At 56.7% G+C, this 21034-nt stretch carries 19 protein-coding genes and 1 rRNA gene; 10 read left to right on the top strand and 10 right to left on the bottom strand.

Translation table 11 applies throughout. The features are described 5' to 3' along the window. Positions 1-35: 35 nt before the first annotated feature. The 4 genes from rseC to rpoE are packed head-to-tail and all read right to left on the bottom strand — an operon-like array spanning position 36 to position 2725. Positions 36-515, bottom strand: coding sequence for a SoxR-reducing system protein RseC (gene rseC, locus PFH44_RS11580; protein ID WP_283825063.1), 480 nt, complete (start codon positions 513-515; stop codon positions 36-38). After that, positions 512-1468: a sigma-E factor regulatory protein RseB gene (gene rseB, locus PFH44_RS11575; RefSeq protein ID WP_041146758.1), complete on the bottom strand. Its 957-nt coding sequence runs from the start codon at positions 1466-1468 to the stop codon at positions 512-514. The genes rseC and rseB overlap by 4 nt, the downstream gene beginning before the upstream one ends. Next, positions 1468-2118, bottom strand: coding sequence for an anti-sigma-E factor RseA (gene rseA / locus PFH44_RS11570; protein WP_041146759.1), 651 nt, complete (start codon positions 2116-2118; stop codon positions 1468-1470). Before rseA ends, rseB begins: the two co-directional genes overlap by 1 nt. A 31-nt stretch (positions 2119-2149) precedes the next feature. Next, complete coding sequence (rpoE, locus tag PFH44_RS11565; protein WP_041146760.1) at positions 2150-2725, bottom strand: RNA polymerase sigma factor RpoE; 576 nt, start codon at positions 2723-2725, stop codon at positions 2150-2152. 420 nt (positions 2726-3145) lie between these two features. Between rpoE and nadB the strand changes: the two genes are divergently transcribed. Further along, positions 3146-4765, top strand: coding sequence for an L-aspartate oxidase (nadB, locus tag PFH44_RS11560; protein WP_283825062.1), 1620 nt, complete (start codon positions 3146-3148; stop codon positions 4763-4765). Here nadB and trmN read toward each other — a convergent pair. Further along, positions 4750-5487, bottom strand: coding sequence for a tRNA(1)(Val) (adenine(37)-N(6))-methyltransferase TrmN (trmN, locus tag PFH44_RS11555; RefSeq protein WP_045856396.1), 738 nt, complete (start codon positions 5485-5487; stop codon positions 4750-4752). The genes nadB and trmN overlap by 16 nt on opposite strands. Before the next feature lie 130 nt (positions 5488-5617). Here trmN and srmB point away from each other — a divergent pair, with 130 nt between their 5' ends. Both srmB and PFH44_RS11545 read left to right on the top strand, forming a co-directional pair. Further along, complete coding sequence (gene srmB / locus PFH44_RS11550) at positions 5618-6943, top strand: ATP-dependent RNA helicase SrmB (protein WP_045856398.1); 1326 nt, start codon at positions 5618-5620, stop codon at positions 6941-6943. A 116-nt stretch (positions 6944-7059) separates the two neighbouring features. Continuing rightward, positions 7060-7779: a GntR family transcriptional regulator gene (locus PFH44_RS11545; protein ID WP_283825061.1), complete on the top strand. Its 720-nt coding sequence runs from the start codon at positions 7060-7062 to the stop codon at positions 7777-7779. On the opposite strand, the gene PFH44_RS11540 is transcribed toward PFH44_RS11545, so the two are convergent. Further along, entirely contained in the window at positions 7780-8979 is a 1200-nt protein-coding gene (locus PFH44_RS11540) for an enolase C-terminal domain-like protein (protein WP_283825060.1), read from the bottom strand. A gap of 273 nt (positions 8980-9252) precedes the next feature. Between PFH44_RS11540 and PFH44_RS11535 the strand changes: the two genes are divergently transcribed. Next, positions 9253-10617 (top strand): PTS transporter subunit EIIC, encoded by a 1365-nt coding sequence (locus PFH44_RS11535; protein ID WP_283825059.1) that lies wholly within the window; start codon positions 9253-9255, stop codon positions 10615-10617. 54 nt (positions 10618-10671) lie between these two features. Here the strand turns inward: PFH44_RS11535 and grcA are convergent, their stop codons facing one another. Beyond that, complete coding sequence (grcA, locus tag PFH44_RS11530; RefSeq protein WP_004866471.1) at positions 10672-11055, bottom strand: autonomous glycyl radical cofactor GrcA; 384 nt, start codon at positions 11053-11055, stop codon at positions 10672-10674. Positions 11056-11371: 316 nt separating this feature from the next. On the opposite strand from grcA, the gene ung reads away from it, so the two are divergent. After that, the gene (ung, locus tag PFH44_RS11525; protein WP_283825058.1) at positions 11372-12061 is read left to right on the top strand and encodes a uracil-DNA glycosylase; all 690 of its coding nucleotides are present in this window, start codon (positions 11372-11374) and stop codon (positions 12059-12061) included. An 80-nt stretch (positions 12062-12141) separates the two neighbouring features. Here ung and PFH44_RS11520 read toward each other — a convergent pair whose 3' ends face one another. Continuing rightward, entirely contained in the window at positions 12142-13212 is a 1071-nt protein-coding gene (locus PFH44_RS11520) for a tRNA/rRNA methyltransferase (protein ID WP_045856407.1), read from the bottom strand. Between the two features lie 203 nt (positions 13213-13415). On the opposite strand from PFH44_RS11520, the gene trxC reads away from it, so the two are divergent. The 5 genes from trxC to PFH44_RS11495 all read left to right on the top strand — a co-directional run bounded on the left by trxC (position 13416) and on the right by PFH44_RS11495 (position 19137). Next, on the top strand, positions 13416-13841 hold the full coding sequence (gene trxC / locus PFH44_RS11515; RefSeq protein ID WP_041146770.1) for a thioredoxin TrxC: 426 nt from the start codon (positions 13416-13418) through the stop codon (positions 13839-13841). Between the two features lie 69 nt (positions 13842-13910). Continuing rightward, positions 13911-14609: a tRNA-uridine aminocarboxypropyltransferase gene (tapT, locus tag PFH44_RS11510; RefSeq protein ID WP_283825057.1), complete on the top strand. Its 699-nt coding sequence runs from the start codon at positions 13911-13913 to the stop codon at positions 14607-14609. A gap of 35 nt (positions 14610-14644) precedes the next feature. Beyond that, complete coding sequence (locus tag PFH44_RS11505; RefSeq protein ID WP_283825056.1) at positions 14645-17302, top strand: bifunctional acetate--CoA ligase family protein/GNAT family N-acetyltransferase; 2658 nt, start codon at positions 14645-14647, stop codon at positions 17300-17302. Positions 17303-17416: 114 nt separating this feature from the next. Continuing rightward, complete coding sequence (pssA, locus tag PFH44_RS11500; protein ID WP_045856413.1) at positions 17417-18772, top strand: CDP-diacylglycerol--serine O-phosphatidyltransferase; 1356 nt, start codon at positions 17417-17419, stop codon at positions 18770-18772. A 41-nt stretch (positions 18773-18813) separates the two neighbouring features. After that, positions 18814-19137 carry a YfiM family lipoprotein gene (locus tag PFH44_RS11495; protein ID WP_045856415.1) on the top strand — a complete coding sequence of 108 codons (324 nt, stop codon included), beginning with the start codon at positions 18814-18816 and terminating at the stop codon, positions 19135-19137. Positions 19138-19140: 3 nt separating this feature from the next. Here the strand turns inward: PFH44_RS11495 and PFH44_RS11490 are convergent, their stop codons facing one another. Together PFH44_RS11490 and rrf are read right to left on the bottom strand one after the other, a co-directional pair. Next, the gene (locus tag PFH44_RS11490) at positions 19141-20439 is read right to left on the bottom strand and encodes an MFS transporter (RefSeq protein WP_283825065.1); all 1299 of its coding nucleotides are present in this window, start codon (positions 20437-20439) and stop codon (positions 19141-19143) included. A gap of 509 nt (positions 20440-20948) precedes the next feature. Continuing rightward, a 5S ribosomal RNA gene (gene rrf / locus PFH44_RS11485) occupies positions 20949-21034 on the bottom strand; the annotation flags it as partial.

Genomic DNA, 21034 nt, shown 5'->3' with positions numbered 1-21034 from the left:
CGGGAGCGGTAAATAAAAAATAAAGGCCAGTGGAATCACTGACCTGCTTCTGAAGAGGGTGTTTCAATACGCACTAAATCGGGCGCTAAACCCACGCTAATGATGATTGGCTGCCACGACTGACGAGCGGCCAGATCGGGGGAGAGCCCGCGCGCGACCAGGAACCCGCCAACGCCGCCAAGTATCGCGCCGCAGAGGGAGGCAAAATCATTAGCGAACAGCACCTGGAAGAGAGATGCCATCACAAACAGCCCGACCAGCGGCGCCATATACACTAATAGTGCGGAGCCTAACAGGCTGCTTTCCGCGATGCCGAGCTCCACTTTTTGCCCGGCACTTAGCGGCTGTGCGCTGGGCACGCTGATAGTGTGGCTGGTCTGCGGCCCCAGCTTATTCAGCACCCGGCTACCGCAGCCGGCGCGCGAGGCGCAGCTGCTGCAGGACGCTTTGACATCGCAGTGCACCTGCGCCATCCCGTTGTGCCAGGAAACGACGGTTGCCCACTCTTTAATCATTGTACGGCCTTGAATTTGATGCTGTCGGCAATGCGCTTAGCCGTTTGCGGCGGCAGTTCGCCCACCACGGTTATCTCCGCGCTGTCGCGTACCGTGGTACTCACGGTACGACGCCCGGTGCGTAGCAGCTGATCGCTGCTGTTCGCCGTTGCGCGATTGACGTTGATCGAGAAGCTAAACAGCCCGTCCGAATAGAGGCGAGATTCAACCGGGCCGTCGAAGGTTGGCAGACGGCGCTGGCTGCTGGATATCTCGGAGACGCCCTGCGGAAGCCAGGCTGGCGCCCAGTTGAAGTTAGCTTTATCGCCACCTTCCGGCACCGACAGCTGCGGAGGCAAATTAGCCTTCGCCAGCGTCTCCATGCTGCTGCTTACCTTATCGCCAACGCTAAAGGACACAACGCGGAACTGCTCCAGGGTTTCGCCATCGCGGTCGAGTAAATCAACCCGCATCGGCAGCCGGGTTTCCGCATCGAGCCAGACGATATAGCTATATCGCGTTCCGTCTCTCGCCACCACGCGGATCACTTCGCACAGGCGATCGGCAATACGCGTACGTCCCACGGAGATGAAGTCGTAGTAGGACGCCAGGCGTTTGAAATCGGTATAGGCCAGTGAAGGCAGGGAATCAACGATGTAGTCACCGTTCAGGGTGAACGGATCGAGCCCAGGCTCGAAGTAGCTGATTTCATTACCGCGCAGCACAACCTCACGACGGGGACCATCGAGCTGCAAAAGCTGAGCGAGAGGTTGATTGTTCAGCCGCGCGTGACGATAACGCAGCGACTCAACGCCCTGTTTGTTGATGCTGACGAAGGACAGTTCATAATTGAGGGACTGGCTAGCCAGGTTCATTTGCTGCAACAACGCCCCGGAAGAGGTATCAGCCGAGGCGTTGACAGAGAAGAACAGGCTGCCTGCCATGAGCGACATAGCACACCAAAGTTGCTTCATTACTGCGATTGCGTTCCTAAAGTTTGATAACCCGGCACCTGAACGGCGGCCTGCTGAGTCTGGGCTTGACCAAACTGAAGCTGTTCGGCATGCAGGCGACGCTGTAATTCATAGTCCTGCAGCATGGCGTTAATACGACGACGCTGCTCCTGGACCTGCACCTGTTGACCGGTTCCTGCGGAAGCATCTGCCGGTACGCCCAGGCTCACCGGACTCGCTTTACCCATCATCGGCATGGTATTGAACACCGGTGCTTCAGGCTGCTGAGATGATTCGGTTTGCCCATTATACTGCTGGACGCCGACGATAACAGCAAGAGATACGCACGCGGCGACGCCCATCTGCGTAAGCGAGCTGGCCCACGGGCGCACTTTCTGCCAGAAAGGCATCTGACGCCACTGGTGCGGTGCCGGCTGAGATTCGGGAATAAGCGGCACCGTCTGGCGAACGGGCTCGTTTTCGATGGCGGCCATCACGCGAGCTGAGATATCAAAGTGGAGCATCTCGGCGGTGTCGCCTCGCAGCGAATCGCGGATGAGATGGTAGCTCTCCCAGGTCTTTTGCATTTCAGAAGAACCGCTCAGCTCATTAAGCAGTTCGTTATCCAGCGTTTCACCATCCATTAAGGCCGAAAGTTTTTCTTTCTGCATGCCTGATACCCTTTTCAGTATTCCGCTATCGTCAACGCCTGATTAGCGGTTGAACTTTATTATCAATAGCTTCTCGTGCCCGGAATATACGCGAACGTACCGTCCCTACCGGACAATCCATGATAGCGGCTATCTCTTCATAGCTTAGGCCATCAAGCTCCCGCAACGTAATTGCCATGCGTAAATCTTCCGGGAGCGATTCAATGGTACGAAAAACTATTTGTCTCAGTTCTTCTGACAACATTAAGTTCTCAGGGTTCGAAATTTCTTTCAGCGCCCCGCCGCTTTCGAAGTTTTCAGCCTCATTGGCATCAACATCGCTGGACGGCGGGCGACGACCCTGAGCAACCAGATAATTCTTCGCCGTGTTTACGGCGATACGATATAACCAGGTATAAAAAGCACTATCTCCCCGGAAAGAATCCAGCGCACGCCATGCTTTTACGAACGACTCCTGAACAACGTCAGGAATATCGCCCTGCGGCACGTAGCGGGAGACCAGGCTCGCGACCTTATGCTGATAGCGCACCACCAGCAGGTTAAACGCTTTCTGATCTCCTTTCTGGACCCGTTCGACGAGGACCTGATCCGTTAACTGCTCGCTCATCCGAGGTAATGTCTCCCCAAACCTAATTCCCATGAGTCTTCAAAGCACTACCCAATCACTGCATTATGAGCAAGCAACCGTTGGAGTACCTGAAAACAATAAAGTTCCGTTACGCCTTTGATTTTTGTCTGGCAACGGCGGACGATTTGTTATCTCTCATTATATGTCCCGTTACTCAGCCGCAGATAAGATGATGAGGAAAAAGCGTAAGGTCCGCGAGAAGGGTAACGTAACACGGTTTATATTTCACTATAAAATCTGAAGCTAACGATCTGCTTCGCAAATATTTTCTTTCGTTTCTCCCCCGCCGCTTTAGCGCAGCATGTTTAGTTACCGCAACTAACGGTAAAAAAAATGTACGATTCGTCGCGACCTGGTGCTATTGTGGCTCAATTGTGTTTAGTAAATTAAACAAAGGCCATGAATACAACTCCTGAGTTCTCCTGTGATGTATTGATTATTGGCAGCGGCGCTGCCGGTTTGTCGCTTGCCTTGCGTTTAGCGGAGCACAGTTCGGTCACCGTACTGAGCAAAGGCCCGATCAGCGAAGGCTCCACCCTTTATGCGCAGGGCGGCATTGCCGCCGTCTTTGATGAAACGGACAGCATCGAATCTCACGTGGAGGATACGCTGATCGCCGGAGCGGGTCTGTGCGACCGTCACGCCGTCTCCTTCGTGGCGAGCAACGCCAAACCCTGCGTGCAGTGGCTTATCGATCAGGGCGTGCTGTTCGACACCCAGGTCCAGGCCAACGGCGAGGAGAGCTATCACCTGACGCGTGAAGGCGGCCACAGCCATCGCCGCATTCTCCACGCCGCCGATGCCACCGGTAAAGCGGTGGAAACCACCCTGGTGAGCCAGGCGCTTTCACACCCCAATATCCGCGTGCTCGAACGCAGCAATGCCGTCGATCTGATTATTTCTGACAAGATTGGCCTTCCCGGCGACCGTCGGGTCGTCGGGGCGTGGATCTGGAACCGTAATAAAGAAAAGGTTGAGACCTGGGGAGCAAAAGCCGTTGTTCTGGCAACCGGCGGGGCGGCCAAGGTGTATCAATACACCACCAACCCGGACGTCTCCTCCGGCGACGGTATCGCGATGGCCTGGCGTGCGGGCTGTCGCGTCGCCAACCTGGAGTTCAATCAGTTCCACCCTACCGCGCTGTACCATCCGCAGGCGCGCAATTTCCTGCTGACCGAAGCGCTGCGCGGCGAAGGCGCCCATCTGAAGCGTCCGGACGGCTCACGCTTTATGCCCGATTTTGACGCCCGCGGCGAGCTGGCTCCGCGCGACGTCGTCGCCCGCGCCATCGATCATGAGATGAAGCGTCTCGGCGTTGACTGCATGTATCTGGATATCAGCCATAAACCCGAAGCCTTTATTCGTCAGCACTTCCCGATGATCTACGAGAAGCTGCTCGATCTCGGTATCGACCTGACGAAAGAGCCGGTGCCGATCGTGCCGGCGGCGCATTACACCTGCGGCGGGGTGATGGTAGACGATAACGGGCGGACCGATGTCGAGGGGCTGTATGCTATCGGCGAAGTCAGCTACACCGGGCTCCACGGCGCCAACCGCATGGCCTCCAACTCGCTGCTCGAATGCCTGGTCTACGGCTGGTCGGCCGCCGAAGATATTCGGCGCATCATGCCGCAGGCCCAGGCGGTTACCGACCTGCCGGCCTGGGACGAGAGCCAGGTTGAAATCCCCGATGAGCTGGTCGTTATCCAGCATAACTGGCACGAGCTGCGCCTGCTGATGTGGGACTACGTCGGGATCGTGCGCACAACCCGTCGCCTGGAGCGCGCCCTGCGGCGCATAACCATGCTGCAGCAGGAGCTCGACGAATACTATGCCCGCTTCCGCGTCTCCAACAACCTGCTGGAGCTGCGTAACCTGGTGCAGGTTGCCGAGCTGATTGTCCGCTGTGCGATGCTGCGCAAAGAGAGCCGCGGCCTGCACTATACGCTGGACTACCCGGATCTGCTGCCGGAGAGCGGTCCGTCGGTTCTCACGCCGGACGCTCACATAAAGAGATAAAAATCCTGGGTCAGCGCAGTAAATCCTTCGGAGTATTGCTGCTCTGGCCCACGGATAATCAGCCTGTCGCTGAAGCACTCCCCCGCCGTCGGCGAGAAGGCCAGGAGCACCCGATGAGGCGCACGCATTTCCGTTTCCGCCACGTCGGTGCGTAAACGCAGATGCCACCCCATCGTTTGCGCGCGCCGGGCAAACGCGTCGCCAATATCCACCGGCAGCACCACGCAGAAAAATCCCTCCTCTGTGATACACTCAGCGGCACAGCTTAATAGCGTCACGTGATCGAGCGTGGTCGTATATCGCGCCTGTTCGCGCTGGGATGTTGCGCAGGGCACGCCTTCGGCAAAAAAAGGCGGATTGCTGACAATCAGCTCATAGCGTCGGGTTTGCGGCGGCTGCCACTGCTGAATATCGGCTTGATGCACCTGGATGCGGGCGGACCATGGCGAAGCAACGGCGTTTTCCCGCGCCTGTTCTGCCGCCTCTTCATCCAGTTCAACCGCATCCAGCGCCACCTGCTCCCCGGTACGCTGAGCCAGCATCAGGGCCAGCAGGCCGCTGCCGGTACCGATATCCAGCACGCGCTTAACCTGAGCAATCGGCGCCCACGCGCCGAGCAGAATACCGTCGGTACCCACTTTCATTGCGCAGCGGTCGTGAGCGACAAAGAATTGTTTAAACGTAAAACCATTGCGCGGCAGCGCAAACTTCGACTGAGACATCCTGACAACCTTGCGGGCAAAAACTCCTGAGCTTGAGGCTATGAACAATACCGGAGAACAGATAGCCTTACAAACAGATGAACATTGCGCGCGTAACGTCTATAATCGTCGGTCCACTCAGAGGTAGATAATGACTGTAACGACTTTTTCCGAACTTGAACTCGACGAAAACCTGCTGGAAGCCCTCCAGGAAAAAGGTTTCACACGCCCGACAGCCATTCAGGCCGCCGCTATTCCGCCTGCGCTCGATGGCCGTGATATTCTCGGTTCAGCCCCGACCGGCACCGGTAAAACAGCGGCGTATCTGCTGCCAGCGTTGCAGCACCTGCTTGATTTCCCGCGCAAGAAGTCAGGGCCTCCGCGTATTCTGATCCTGACGCCAACCCGCGAGCTGGCGATGCAGGTTGCTGACCATGCGCGCGAGCTGGCGGCGCATACCCATCTCGATATCGCCACCATCACCGGCGGCGTCGCGTTCATGAACCACGCGGAAGTGTTCAGCGAAAACCAGGATATCGTGGTCGCCACCACCGGCCGCCTGCTGCAGTATATTAAAGAAGAGAACTTCGACTGCCGCGCCGTAGAAACGCTGATCCTCGATGAAGCGGATCGGATGCTGGATTTAGGCTTCGCGCAGGATATCGAACACATTGCCGGTGAAACCCGCTGGCGTAAGCAGACCATGCTGTTCTCCGCGACCCTCGAAGGCGATGCCATCAAAGATTTTGCCGAGCGTCTGCTGGAAGAGCCGGTGGAGGTGTCCGCATCCCCTTCCACCCGCGAGCGCAAGAAAATCCATCAGTGGTACTACCGCGCCGATGACGTTAAGCATAAAACCGCCCTGCTGATAAACCTGCTGCAGCAGCCGGACGCCACCCGCTCTATCGTCTTTGTGCGCAAGCGCGAGCGCGTTCATGAGCTGGCATCCTGGCTGCGTGAAGCCGGCATCAACACCTGCTGGCTGGAAGGCGAAATGGTCCAGGCGAAGCGTAACGAAGCGATTAAGCGCATGACCGATGGCCGCATGAACGTGCTGATTGCTACCGACGTTGCCGCGCGCGGGATCGATATCCCGGACGTGAGCCACGTCTTCAACTTCGACATGCCGCGCACCGCGGATACCTATCTGCACCGTATCGGCCGAACCGGTCGTGCCGGGAAGAAAGGCGTGGCGATCTCTCTGGTTGAGGCACATGACCACCTGCTGCTGGGTAAAATCGGTCGCTACATTGACGAGCCGCTGAAGGCTCGCGTTATCGACGGACTGCGCCCTTCAACCCGCGCGCCGAGCGAGAAGCAAACCGGCAAGCCTTCGAAGAAGGTGCTGGCCAAGCGCGCAGAGAAGAAAAAAGAGGAACAAGAAAAGCCGCGCGTGAAGAAACGTCACCGCGATGCTAAAAATGTCGGCAAGCGTCGTAAGCCGAGCGGCAGCGATACGCCGCAGCAGTCGAGCTAAGAGTAAAAGAGCGCCGGGATATCCCGGCGTTTTTGCATTTACGCCTGCGGTGACAGCGCCGCGGGGAGTGGTATCGGGCGCGCTCCCTTGAGCCGGTGAGTCAGGAATTCATCATTATGAAAAAAAAAGATTTCGTCACCCAGGATCTGCTCAGCAAAATCTACCAGCACAACGACCCCGGCCCCCGCAAGCTCCCGCCTGAACGTCGGCTGGCGGAGGAGTATGGCGTCTCGCGGTTTACTATCCGCCAGGCGCTGGAAAAACTCGCCGACATCGGCGTCGTACGCATCGTGCAGGGCTCGGGGATCTGGATAAACGAGCGGATGAGCAACAATCCGCTGGTCTATAACTCCATCACCGAAAAGCGCTTCGATCGGATGCGCTATCGGACAATCAGCCTGCATAAAAAGCGCCCCGACCGCGAGGAGCAGCAGATTTTCGGCATTACGGATGAGGATTTTATCTGGCAATTTTGCCGCCTGCGCTTCGTTGATGACGTAGCGGTGCAGATTGAGGTTTCGCGGATGCCGGCCGCCGCCTTTGCCGATCTTAGCCGGGAGGTTATCGAGAAATCCCTGCAGCAGTATGTGCTGGCCAGGGGCTATCAAATTTCACATTTACTCACCACCTATCAGGCGGTGAGCGTCAGCCGGGAGCAGGCTGCCCTGCTGGGTTGCAAAAAGGGTATCCCGGCCATGCACATTAATAACCGGGGGATTCTCGACGGCGGGCAGGTGTATGAAATCAGCGATATCATCGATATCAACTACTCCTGTACCTACGTTATTCCGCATAACCGCGACAACTTAACCTTTCGCCAGGCCCCCTCGGACTAGCTATGGCGTATGGATCGTGCCGTCAGGCAGGCGGCTCTGCGTCCATTCGTGCGGACGATAGACCAGCGGATATGCCTGCGCCATCTGCTGATTAAAGCCGACGCCAATCCCCGCCGCCGTAGGGGGATAGATAAACCCGTTTTTGACAACCGGCGCGCCGGGGAATACCGCATCGGTCGCGTCGGAACGCGGTATAAACTCCTGGATTGCGGCATTGCTGAGGTGGATATTCAGGTGGGTATTGACCGCAACCCCAATCGGCGTCATATCGCCTGGCCCGTGCCACGCCACGCGCACGCCGAAGGCCTGACAGAGAACCGCCAGCTTCAGGGCCGGCGTAATCCCGCCAATCTGGGAAACGTGGCAGCGAATAAAATCGATCTGTCGCTTAACAATCAGGTCATGCCATTCAGCCGGATTATTAAACAGCTCCCCCATCGCGAGCGGGATCGCGCTTTGCTGGCGGATCTGCGCCAGCCACGCGCTCTGCTGCGGCGCTAAAATATCCTCAATAAACCACGGCTGATAGGGCTCGAGCTGCTTCGCCAGCTGCAGCGCCTGCTGCGGGAAGAGCCTTTCGTGGACGTCATGGAGGATATGGAAACGGTGTCCGTAGCGCGCTCGCAGCAGCCGGAACATCTCTACCGTATTCCTGATGTACTCATCCTGATCGTAATAGGCGCCCGGCGTCGGGTTCTCCGGCGTGTGCATCTCCTGTGCCGTTCCGCCGTAAAAACCGAGCTGGCAGCGGATGTGGCGATAGCCCTCCTCCAGCAGACGCTCAACGGCGATAAACAGCGCTTCCGGCGTCTCGCCGCTGGCATGGGTATACGCCGGGATAGCGTCACGCGATTTGCCACCAAAGAGCTGATACAGCGGCATTCCCGCCAGCTGGGCTTTGATATCCCATAGCGCCATATCAACGCCGGCGATCGCGTTATTCATTACCGGCCCGTTTCGCCAGTAGGCGTTGACGTTCATCATCTGCCAGAGGTCTTCGATATTGTTGGCATCACGGCCAAGCAGCAGCGGCTTAAGGTACTCATCAACCATCGTTTTGACCGCCAGCGGACGCTGCTGGAAAGTCGCGCAGCCGTGGCCCACGGTGCCTTTGTCGGTGGTAACGCGTACCGTGACCAGGTTATGACGATCGGGGCGGGTAATAAAACACTCAATATCGGTAATTAGCGTAGCGTTCACGGCAAGGCTCCCTGCGGCAAAAATAGAAGATGATGCCAATTATCTTCGCCCTATTTATTAGACAAGGTAAACCTTTTTATTTAATAAAATTTTGGTCCGAAAAACGGGTTTAATTCCGTTAAAAACCGGACCAATTTAGACATAAGCCGATCACAACCACCTTAATCACGGTAATTTGTGACTGGAATCATATTTTATTGGTTTGTTTTTATAGTTTGGCTTATTTACCATTTCACGACGCAAACAGCACCACACATTAATCCAGGAGCCGGTATGGAGACACAAGATGCAATCAGCAGAATTATTTTTCTGATTGGCGGAAAAGAAAATATTAATAACGTCTGGCACTGTATGACCCGATTACGCTTTGATTTAATTGATGATAACAAAGTAGAAAAAGAAGAAATTAAGAAACTACCCGGCGTGCTCGGCGCGCAGCTGCAGAGCGATCAGTTTCAAATCATCATCGGGCCGAAGGTCAGCAGCTGGTATGAACGCCTGCTCGCGGCATTAGGTCCCGTCGGCGGCGAGGCTGCGGAAAAGCCCCACCAGCGCAAGGGGCTGGTATCGCTGTTTATGGATACCGTGTCGGGCGTTTTTGGCCCGATCGTGCCGGCCATTGCCGGAGCCGGGATGATAAAAGGCCTGCTGGCGGGACTGATCGCGCTGAAAGCGGTACCGCAAAATAGCGATACCGTGATGATCGTCGACCTTATCGCCAGCGGCGTATTCTATTTCCTGCCCTTTTTCCTTGCCGTCTCGGCGGCAAAGATTTTTAAGACCAACGAGTATCTGGCCGTCGCCGTTGCCGCCTGCCTGATGTACCCGACGCTGATTGACGCCGCGAAGGCGCTGGCGGCCCATCACGATGGAGCGGCTTCCGCGCTGTGGCTGCTAAACGCCGTGCCGATCCCCGTATTCAACTACGCCTCCAGCGTGATCCCGGTTATTTTCTCCGTGCTGGCGCTGAAATATATCTATGCCTGGGTCGATCGCATTATGCCCGAGGTGCTGAAAACCGTTTTCACGCCGACGCTGACGCTGTTTATCGGCGCGCTGGCGGCGCTGGTGATTATTGGTCCGGTTGGCATTTGGCTTGGCAGAGCGCTGGCGTGGTTTATTGAAGGTCTGTTCGGCATCTCCGCGAGTTTTGCCGGACTGGTGGTGGGCGCTATCCGCCCGGTCGCGATCCTCACCGGGATGCATCACGCCATGACGCCCATTGCCCTGCAAAACTTCAGCGATCGCGGTTACGACATGCTGATGCCGATGATGTTTATGGCCAATATGTCGATAGCGGGCGCGACCTTTGCTATCTGGCGCGTGAGTAAAAACCGCCAGCAGCGCACGGTTACGCTGTCTGCGGCAATTTCCGCGCTGCTTGGGATCACCGAGCCCGCGCTGTTTGGCGTCTTAACGCGCTATAAAAAAGCGTTCGTCGCGGCCACCGTTGCCAGCTCGCTGGCCTCGGCCTTTATCGCTTTCTTCGGCGTACGGCTGTATGGCTACATTCTGTCGAGCATTTTTAGCCTGCCGGCTTACATCGGCCCCTACTTTATCTTTGCGCTGTCGGGCGTGGCGATCGCCATCGTATTGTCGTTCACTCTCACCACGCTGCTGGTGAGGCAGGAGCGCTAGCCTGAGACAATAAAAAACCCCCGGCTCGATTGAACCGGGGGTTTTTGCTAACGCTTACAGACTTTCAGTGAAAGTACGTGCGATAACGTCGCGCTGCTGCTCTGGCGTCAGAGAGTTAAAACGTACCGCATAGCCGGATACGCGGATGGTCAGCTGCGGGTATTTCTCCGGATGTTCAACCGCATCCAGCAGCGTTTCACGGCGCAGGACGTTAACGTTCAGGTGCTGACCACCTTCAACGCGCACTTCCGGTTTAACGTCGAGCGGAATCTCACGGTATTCGATTTCGCCGAGCTTGTTCACCGCCACCACGTCATCTTCAGCAAAACCGCCTTTTGCACACAGGCAGCGCGCTTCGCCCTTTTCGCTATCCAGCAGCCAGAAAGAGTTCAGCAGGTCGTCGTTTGCCGCTTTAGTAATTTGGATACCTGTAATCATGTGATGCCTCCCTTAGGCAATATTTATTCGTTCTATTAGCCCGTTCATGGCCAATTGGTAAAACCATTGTTGTATGAGTGTATATATATCAGCCGAACACCCGGTATTCATTGACCCAAATCAACAAAAACCACTAATTAAAAGTGGGTATGAAGGGATATTATTGTTTTACATCAAGTTACGCCATAGCCAACGCCAAATAATTTTGTAAATTTTCAACTATTTTTGCAGACAAAACGTCAGCAAAGCGGCAGCGATTTTGTTATGCAGAAAGAAGCAGTTAAGCTATAGCGATACCACTTTGCAGGAGAGCATGATGACCACCCCACTGACCTGGCACGACGTGCTGGCGGATGAGAAGCAACAGCCCTATTTTGTGAATACCCTGAAAACCGTCGCCGAAGAGCGCCAGTCGGGTATTACGATTTACCCGCCGCAAAAAGATATTTTCAACGCCTTTCGCTATACCGAGATCGGGGATGTAAAAGTGGTTATCCTCGGGCAGGATCCCTATCACGGGCCGGGACAGGCGCACGGCCTGGCCTTTTCCGTACTGCCGGGGATCCAAACCCCGCCGTCGCTGTTGAATATGTATAAAGAGCTGGAGGGAACCATCCCGGGCTTCAGCCGTCCCGCGCATGGTTATCTTGAAAGCTGGGCGCGCCAGGGCGTGCTGCTGCTCAATACGGTACTAACGGTACGCGCGGGGCAGGCGCATTCTCATGCCAGCCTTGGCTGGGAAACCTTTACCGATAAGGTTATTTCGCTGATCAACGAGCATCGGGAAGGGGTGGTGTTTTTACTGTGGGGCGCGCACGCGCAGAAGAAAGGTGCCATCATTGACCGCCAGCGCCACTGCGTACTGAAGGCGCCGCATCCGTCCCCGCTCTCCGCCCACCGGGGCTTTTTCGGCAGCAACCATTTTGTCCAGGCTAACCAGTGGCTGGCCGAACGCGGCGAAGCGCCGATTGACTGGATGCCGACCCTACCGGCCGCCGAAGAGTAGGCGGATACCGCGCCCGTTACGCTAAGCGTAAAAACAAAAATGCCAGCATTACGCTGGCATTTTTTCAGGCAGATCGGGCATCAGGCCTTGTTCTGGCGCCACCATTCGGCCAGCAGAACGCCGGTCGCGACGGAGACGTTCAGGCTTTCGACGTTGCCGGTGCCTTCGATAGCCACGTTCAGATCCGCGCTGGAGATCGCCGCATCAGACAGACCATCGCGCTCCTGGCCTAACGCCAGCACCATTTTCTTCGGCAGCTCGGCTTTGTAGAGCGGCGTTCCGTTGTGGCTGGAGGTAGAAACAATCGCGTAGCCCGCCGCGCGGAACTGCTCCAGCGTGTCGAGGAAGCTGTCGCCGGTAATCGGCTCTACGTGCTCGGCGCCGCCCTCTGCGGTACGAATGGCCGCACCGGATTCCAGCATGCCGGCATCCTGAACCACCACGCCCTTCACGCCGAAGTGGGCGCAGCTACGCATGATGGCGCCAAGATTGTGCGGGTTACCGACGTCTTCAAGCGCCAGTACGCAATCTTCTGCATCGGCCTTAGCGACCCACTGCGCAACGGAAGTCCCGTTACGTTTCTTAATCAGGAAGCAAACCCCGCCGTGGTGCTCGGTGCCGGATGCTTTCGCCAGCTCGGCTTCGTCAACCACGTGATAGGCTTTACGGTTGGCCGCCATCCAGCGCAGGGCTTCTTTGAAGCGCGGGGTGACGCTCTGCACGAACCAGGCGCGAACGATAGCGTCCGGACGGCTCTGGAAAAGCGCCTGGCAGGCATTTTCGCCATATACGCGGGTCTCTTCCGCACGCTGACGGCGCAGCACTTCCGGATCGATAAAGCTTTTACCGCTGATCCCGCCGTGATCCGGCCTGGCTACGGCGTCATCATTCGGTGCACGTGAAACGGTACGCCACGGGGAGCCCCCGTCGCGATCGAAATCATCGCGTTTACGATCGTCACGTTTGCGGTCGTCGCCGCGGCTGTTTCTTTCATCGCGGGCAGGGCGGCTACGGCCGTCAACACGAGATTTTCCTGGGCGCCCTCCCCCTTTCCCGGTACGCGGGTTATGGGTGCGTCTGTCAGAATCATCATCACTGCGGACATACATCACTTTGACCTTGCCGCTTTTATTTTTCAGTTCGTCGCTCATCAATTTTCTCCACCTGCGCTGCGCGAAGCGCGCAGATTACCCGATGTATCACCGCTTCGCCATTATTTCGTTTAAAAGATAGGGTCTATCGTATTCATCGAACAAAACGCATTGTTGTTTAACGGTACCTAATCGATAATATGTAACATTACAGATACAAATCGGCCACGTGCCGCGCTGCAACCCATAACCAGAGGTTAGTTATGAATACCGTTTGTGCCAGTTGTCAGGCTCTGAACCGCATCCCCGACGATCGTAGCGCCGATGGCGCTAAGTGCGGGCGCTGCGGCCACGATCTTTTTGACGGCGACGTCATCAACGCGACCGGGGCAATGCTGGATAAACTGCTGAAGGACGATCTGCCGGTTGTTGTCGATTTCTGGGCCCCGTGGTGCGGACCCTGCCGTAATTTCGCCCCGATCTTCGAAGACGTTGCGGAAGAGCGCAGCGGCCAAATGCGCTTCGTGAAGGTCAATACCGAAGCTGAACGTGAGCTGAGCGCGCGTTTTCGCATTCGCAGCATTCCGACCATTATGATGTTTAAAAACGGCGAAGTCATCGACATGCTGAACGGGGCGGTACCTAAGGCGCCGTTCGACAGCTGGCTTAACGAGGCCAACCAGCAGTAAACCTGACGGGGCGCGCTTGTGCCCCGTTTTCTCCTCTGCGACAATAGCGTTTTCTTTTAGCGACCCCCCATGATTGATAACGCCGTTCTTCGCCTGCGTGCCGAACGCCTTGCACGCGCGACCCGACCTTTTCTTGCTCGCGGCAATCGAGTCCACCGCTGCCAGCGCTGTTTGCTGCCGTTGAAGCAGTGCCTGTGCGCAACCCTCGCCCCCGCGGCGGCCAGCAGCCGCTTTTGCCTGGTGATGTTCGATACTGAGCCGATGAAGCCAAGCAACACCGGGCGCCTTATCGCCGATATCCTGCCGGACACCGAGGCGTTTCAGTGGTCACGAACCGAGCCGCCGCAGGCGCTGCTCGACCTGGTCGCCGATCCTGACTACCAGCCAATGGTCGTTTTCCCGGCGTCGTATGCCGGAACGGAGCGCGAGGTGCTGAACTCGCCGCCTGCGGGTAAACCACCGCTATTTATCATGCTCGACGGCACCTGGACCGAAGCGCGAAAAATGTTCCGTAAAAGCCCCTGGCTCGACGCGCTGCCGGTCATTTCCGTCGATCTTTCGCGGGTTTCGACCTATCGCCTGAGAGAGGCCCATGCTGAGGGCCAATACTGTACGGCGGAAGTGGCCATTGCCCTGCTGGATCTCGCCGGAGACACAAACGCCGCGGGCGCGCTCGGCGATCACTTTAGCCTGTTCAGAAGCCGCTACCTGGCAGGAAAGACGCAGCATAAGGGCAGTATCACAGCACAAGAGGCGGAAAGCGTTTAAAATCATCCGGTCACTGGGGATCAAAGGAGACCGGTATGAGCCAACGAGGCCTGGAAGCACTATTGCGGCCAAAATCGATCGCCGTCATTGGCGCGTCAATGAAACCACAGCGTGCCGGTTATCTGATGATGCGCAACCTGCTGGCCGGCGGCTTTAACGGCCCGGTCCTGCCGGTCACTCCGGCGTGGAAAGCCGTTCAGGGCGTGCTGGCATGGCCGACTATCGACAGCCTGCCGTTTACTCCCGATCTTGCCGTACTCTGCACCAACGCCCGGCGAAACCTTGAGCTGCTTGAGGCGCTGGGGCAAAAGGGCTGCAAAACCTGCATTATCCTCTCCTCCCCGCCGGAGCAGTATCCGGCGCTGCTCGAACGTGCCGCCCGCTATCAGATGCGGCTGCTGGGCCCAAACAGTCTCGGGCTGCTGGCGCCCTGGCAGGGGCTGAATGCCAGCTTTTCGCCGGTGCCGATTCGCCGGGGCAAGCTGGCGTTTATCTCCCAGTCCGCCGCGGTGTCGAATACCATTCTTGACTGGGCGCAGCAGCGCGAGATGGGCTTCTCATACTTTATTGCGCTGGGCGACAGCCTGGATATCGACGTTGACGATCTGCTCGATTTCCTCGCCCGCGATAGCAAAACCAGCGCCATTCTGCTCTACCTAGAACACCTCAGCGACGCCCGCCGCTTTGTTTCCGCAGCCCGGAGCGCATCGCGCAATAAGCCGATTCTGGTGATTAAAAGCGGACGTAGCCCGGCGGCGCAAAAGCTGCTGCACGTCAACTCGGGTATGGACCCGGCCTGGGACGCCGCGATTCAGCGCGCGGGCCTGCTGCGGGTGCAGGATACCCATGAGCTCTTCTCCGCCGTCGAGACGCTGAGCCATATGCGCCCGCTGCGGGGCGAGAAATTAATGATAGTCAGCAACGGCGCGGCCCCTGCGGCGCTGGCGCTGGACGAACTTTGGCTGCGCAACGGCAAGCTCGCGTCGCTAAGCGATGAGACCGGCGACAGGCTGCGTCAGGCGCTGCCGGGAAGTATCGATATCGCTAACCCGCTGGATCTGCGCGACGATGCCAGCAGCGAGCACTATCTCAAGGCGCTCAACGTGCTGCTGGATAGCCAGGATTATGACGCCCTGCTGGTCATTCACTCTCCTAGCGCGGCCGCGCCGGGAACCGAAAGCGCGCTGGCGCTGATTGACGCCTTAAAAAACCATCCGCGCGGCAAGTACGTTACGGTGCTGACGAACTGGTGCGGCGAATATTCGTCTCAGGAAGCCCGACGCCTGTTCAGCGATGCGGGTCTGCCAACCTACCGTACGCCGGAAGGCACCATCACCGCCTTTATGCATATGGTGGAGTACCGACGTAACCAGAAGCAGCTGCGGGAAACGCCGGTGCTTTCGGATACGGTGACGGCCAATACTGCAGAAGCCCATACGCTGCTGCAGCGGGCCATAATCGAAGGCGCAAGTACCTTAGATACCCACGAAGTCAGCCCCGTGCTGCGCGCCTATGGCATCCATACCCTGCCGACGTGGATTGCCGCCGACAGCGCCGAAGCGGTGCACATCGCCGAGCAAATTGGCTACCCGGTCGCGCTGAAGCTGCGCTCACCGGATATCCCACACAAGTCAGAAGTTCAGGGCGTAATGCTCTATCTGCGTACCGCCGCCGAAGTACAGCAGGCGGCGGATGCTATTTTTGACCGGGTCAAAATGACCTGGCCGCAGGCGCGTATTCATGGCCTGCTGGTACAGAGCATGGCAAATCGCGCCGGAGCGCAGGAGCTGCGGGTGGTCGTTGAACAGGATCCAGTTTTCGGCCCGCTGATTATGCTGGGTGAAGGCGGCGTCGAATGGCGCGCGGAGGATCAGGCCGCCGTCGCCCTGCCGCCGCTCAATATGAACCTGGCCCGCTATCTGGTGATCCAGGCGATCAAAAGCAAAAAGATCCGCGGCCGCAGCGCCCTGCGCCCGCTGGATATCTCCGGCTTAAGCCAGCTGCTGGTTCAGGTGTCGAACCTTATCGTCGACTGCCCGGAGATCCAGCGGCTGGACATCCACCCTCTGCTGGCGTCCGGCAACGAGTTTACCGCCCTCGACGTGACGCTAGGCCTTGCCCCGTTCACCGGCGATAGCGAAAGCCGGCTGGCGATACGCCCTTATCCCCAGCAGCAGGAGGAGTGGGTGGTGTTGAAAAATGGCGAACGCTGCCTGTTCCGCCCAATTTTGCCCGAAGATGAACCGCAGCTGCTGGCCTTTATCGCTCAGGTGACCAAAGAAGATCTCTATTACCGCTACTTCAGCGAGATCAATGAATTTACTCACGATGATTTAGCCAATATGACGCAGATCGACTACGATCGAGAAATGGCCTTTGTTGCGGTACGCGCGAGCGCAGAGGGAGATGAGATCCTCGGCGTTACGCGTGCGATTTCCGATCCCGACAACATTGATGCGGAATTCGCCGTCCTGGTCCGCTCTGATTTGAAGGGGTTAGGTTTAGGCCGCCGGCTGATGGAAAAGCTAATTACCTATACGCAAAGCCACGGCCTGCAGCGGTTAAACGGGATCACTATGCCCAATAACAGGGGCATGATTGCTCTTGCCAGGAAGCTTGGCTTTAAGGTGGATATTCAGCTGGAAGACGGGATTGTCAGCTTGTCCCTGCAATTTCCAGCGCAACAATCATAAACTGACGACCGCAATTGTTGACCACTTTAGCGGGTAGTAATGTTATTATTGCCCGCTTACGTCGTCTGCATGGTACAGAAGACCCTTCAATAAACAGAGAAGAAACGCACTGTGATGTTGTCAAAATTTAAGCGCAATAAACATCAACAACACCTTGCCCAACTCCCTAAGCTTTCTCAGTCAGTTGATGATATCGAGTTCTTTTACGCTCCCGCAGATTTTCGGCAAGCGTTACTGGCAAAGATAGCTCACGCCACCCAGCGTATTTGCATTATTGCGCTCTATCTGGAGCAAGATGATGGCGGCAAAGGAATTCTGCAGGCTCTCTATGACGCCAAACGCCAGCGTCCAGAATTAGATGTTCGTATCCTGGTTGACTGGCACCGAGCCCAGCGCGGGCGCATTGGCGCTGCGGCAGCCAACACCAACGCCGACTGGTACTGCCGCATGGCGCAGGAAAATCCAGGCGTTGATATCCCGGTTTACGGCGTGCCGGTGAATACCCGCGAAGCCCTCGGCGTCCTGCATTTTAAAGGTTTCATCGTTGATGACTGCGTGCTCTACAGCGGCGCCAGCCTGAACGATGTTTATCTTCATCAGCACGATAAGTATCGCTATGACCGCTATCAGTGCATTCGCAACGGCAAAATGGCCGACGTGATGTTCGACTGGGTCGAGCATAATCTGGTTGCAGGCCGCGGCGTCAATCGCCTCGACAGACCCGATCGCCCAAAAAGCCCGGAAATTAAAAATGATATCCGTCAGTATCGCCAGGAACTTCGGGATAGCGGCTATCATTATGTCGGCGATGCGGAAAACGATCGTCTGTCGGTAACGCCGCTGGTCGGCCTCGGTAAATCAAGCCTGCTGAACAAAACCATCTTCCATCTGATGCCCTGTGCGGAACGGAAGCTGACTATCTGTACGCCGTACTTTAACCTTCCGGCTCTGCTGGTGCGTAACATCATCCAGCTGCTGCGCAGCGGGAAGACGGTAGAAATTATCGTCGGCGACAAGACGGCGAACGACTTTTATATTCCTGAAGATCAGCCGTTCAAGATTATCGGCGCGCTCCCCTATCTGTATGAGATCAACCTGCGTCGCTTCCTCAGCCGGCTGCAGTACTACGTCAACACCGATCAGCTGATTGTCCGTTTGTGGAAGGATGACGATAACAGCTATCACCTGAAAGGCATGTGGGTTGATGACGAATGGATGCTGCTGACCGGCAATAATCTTAATCCGCGCGCCTGGCGCCTCGATCTGGAAAACGCCATTCTTATCCACGATCCGCAGCACCAGCTTGGCGCGATGCGTGAAAAAGAGCTGCATCTGATTCGCCAGCATACGACGGTGGTTAAGCACTATCGCGACCTGCAAAGCATCGCCGAGTATCCGGTAAAAGTGCGTAAGCTGATTCGCCGCCTGAGGCGCATCCGTATCGACCGGCTTATCAGCCGTATTCTCTGAATTCCAGCCCCGCTTCGCCGGGGCTTTTTTATGGGATAGTTATGCGTAAAGTCATCATCATCGCTCCTCTGCTGCTGACCGGCTGTAGCCATATGGCCAATGATTCATGGCGTGGCCAGGATAAGGCCCAGCATTTTCTCGCCTCAGCCATGCTCTCCGCAGCGGGTAACGAATACGCGCAGCACCAGGGTTACAGCCGCGATCGCAGCGCCGCCATCGGCTTTATGTTTTCGGTAAGCCTGGGTGCATCGAAGGAGCTGTGGGATAGCCGCCCGGCGGGGAGCGGCTGGAGCTGGAAAGATTTTGCCTGGGACGTGGCCGGCGCCACAACCGGTTACGCGGTGTGGCAGCTGGCGCATCAGTAATATCTACAGGCGTAATCCCTTGCCCTTACGGTGCAGCATCAGGGAGACGAAGAAAGCTAACGCTCCCATGACGGTGACATACCAGTAAAACGCGTGTTCTGCTCCGACTGATTTTAGCAGCAATGCGACATATTCAGCCGAGCCGCCGAACAGCGCATTAGCGACCGCGTAGGATAACCCCACGCCCAGTGCACGTACCTGAGCCGGGAACATCTCCGCCTTCAAAATACCGCTGATCGAAGTATAGAAACTGACGATCAGTAAGGCGCACATAACCAGCGCGAAGGCGGCATACGGTGAAGTGACATTTTGCAATGCGCTCAGAATCGGTACCGTAAAGAGGGTCACGAGTACGCCGAAACAGAGCATTGAGGTTCGCCGACCAATCCTGTCCGATAGCGCACCAAATAGCGGCTGAGCCAGCATATAGAAAAACAGGGCGGCGGTCATAATCATGCTGGCCGTACTGGCGCTCATCCCTGCCGTATTGACCAGGTATTTCTGCATGTAGGTCGTAAAGGTGTAAAAGCTTAGCGAGCCGGCGGCGGTAAAGCCCAGCACCATCATGAATGCCCGGCGATTGCGCCACAATCCTTTAAAGGATCCTGCTTCTTTCAGCGCCCGGGTCTCCTGCTGCGAAGTTTCATCCAGCTGACGTCGGAGCCATAGCGCCACGACAGCCAGTACGGCTCCTAGCGCAAAAGGAATGCGCCATCCCCAGGCGTGCAGCTGTTCATCGCTGAGAACCTGCTGCAGCGCCACCACCACCAGGACCGCCAGCAGCTGTCCACCGATAAGCGTTACGTACTGGAAGGATGCGTAGAAGCCTTTCTTCCCCTCAATGGCAACCTCACTCATGTAGGTTGCACTGGTTCCGTATTCACCGCCGACTGAGATCCCCTGGAAAAGACGGGCCAGCAGCAGGAGTACGGGGGCCCATGTGCCGATCGTCGCGTAGCCCGGCAGGCAGGCAATAACCAGCGAGCCCATGCACATCATGCACACCGAGATGAGCATCGAGGTTTTACGGCCACGGCGATCGGCAATACGGCCAAACAGCCATCCACCGATGGGGCGCATCAGAAAGCCGGCGGCGAATACGCCTGCGGTTTGTAGTAGCTGGGTGGTGGTGTTTCCTGAGGGGAAGAAGATATGCGCAAAATAGAGAGAGCAGAATGAGTAGACATAAAAATCAAACCATTCGACCAAATTCCCCGAGGATGCGCCAACAATCGCCCATATGCGACGGCGGGTATCAGCGTGTTTCAGCGATCCCCGTTCGTTAATACTGCTTTCTACCATTGTCATTCTGCTCCAGCAAAGACTGCAATCTGTCTCGTCGGGCGTGCCACGTCACTTAGACAAATCAATTAGTAAAACAAATGTTATATAATTGTTATATTTTTATATGTGATTCAGCTCACATTTATTTTCGTCATGCGGGTATTCGGAATGAACGATAAAGCAGGAGCGGGGATAGAGTGAAATATGGTGATGAGGCGGCGACAGTAGGCTTTTATGTTGCAACTCTCAGCGGATGAGATCGTCCAGCGCCCGATCCGGGCGGCGTCCGGCCGCTTTTCATGAACCGCAGACAACAAAAAACCCCATGCCTGCGCATGAGGTTTCTTTGTTTGTTTGATGCCTGGCCGTTGTATGCCGGGCCTCCTGCCCGCCACCCTCCGGGCAGCACGGCGTGCTGTGCAAATTCGTTCCCGGCGGATTTGTCCTCCTCCGGAGAGCGTTTACCGACAAACAACAGATAAAACAAAAGGCCCAGTCTTTCGACTGAGCCTTTCGTTTTATTTGATGCCTGGCAGTTCCCTACTCTCACATGGGGAGACCCCACACTACCATCGGCGCTACGGCGTTTCACTTCTGAGTTCGGCATGGGGTC

Origin of the sequence: Klebsiella sp. Ech2A, assembly GCF_030078455.1 — a bacterium.
In the GTDB taxonomy this organism is placed as follows: domain Bacteria; phylum Pseudomonadota; class Gammaproteobacteria; order Enterobacterales; family Enterobacteriaceae; genus Klebsiella; species Klebsiella terrigena.
The sequence above is the reverse complement of the archived record's forward strand: the minus strand, read 5'-3'. Positions and strand labels throughout refer to the sequence as shown.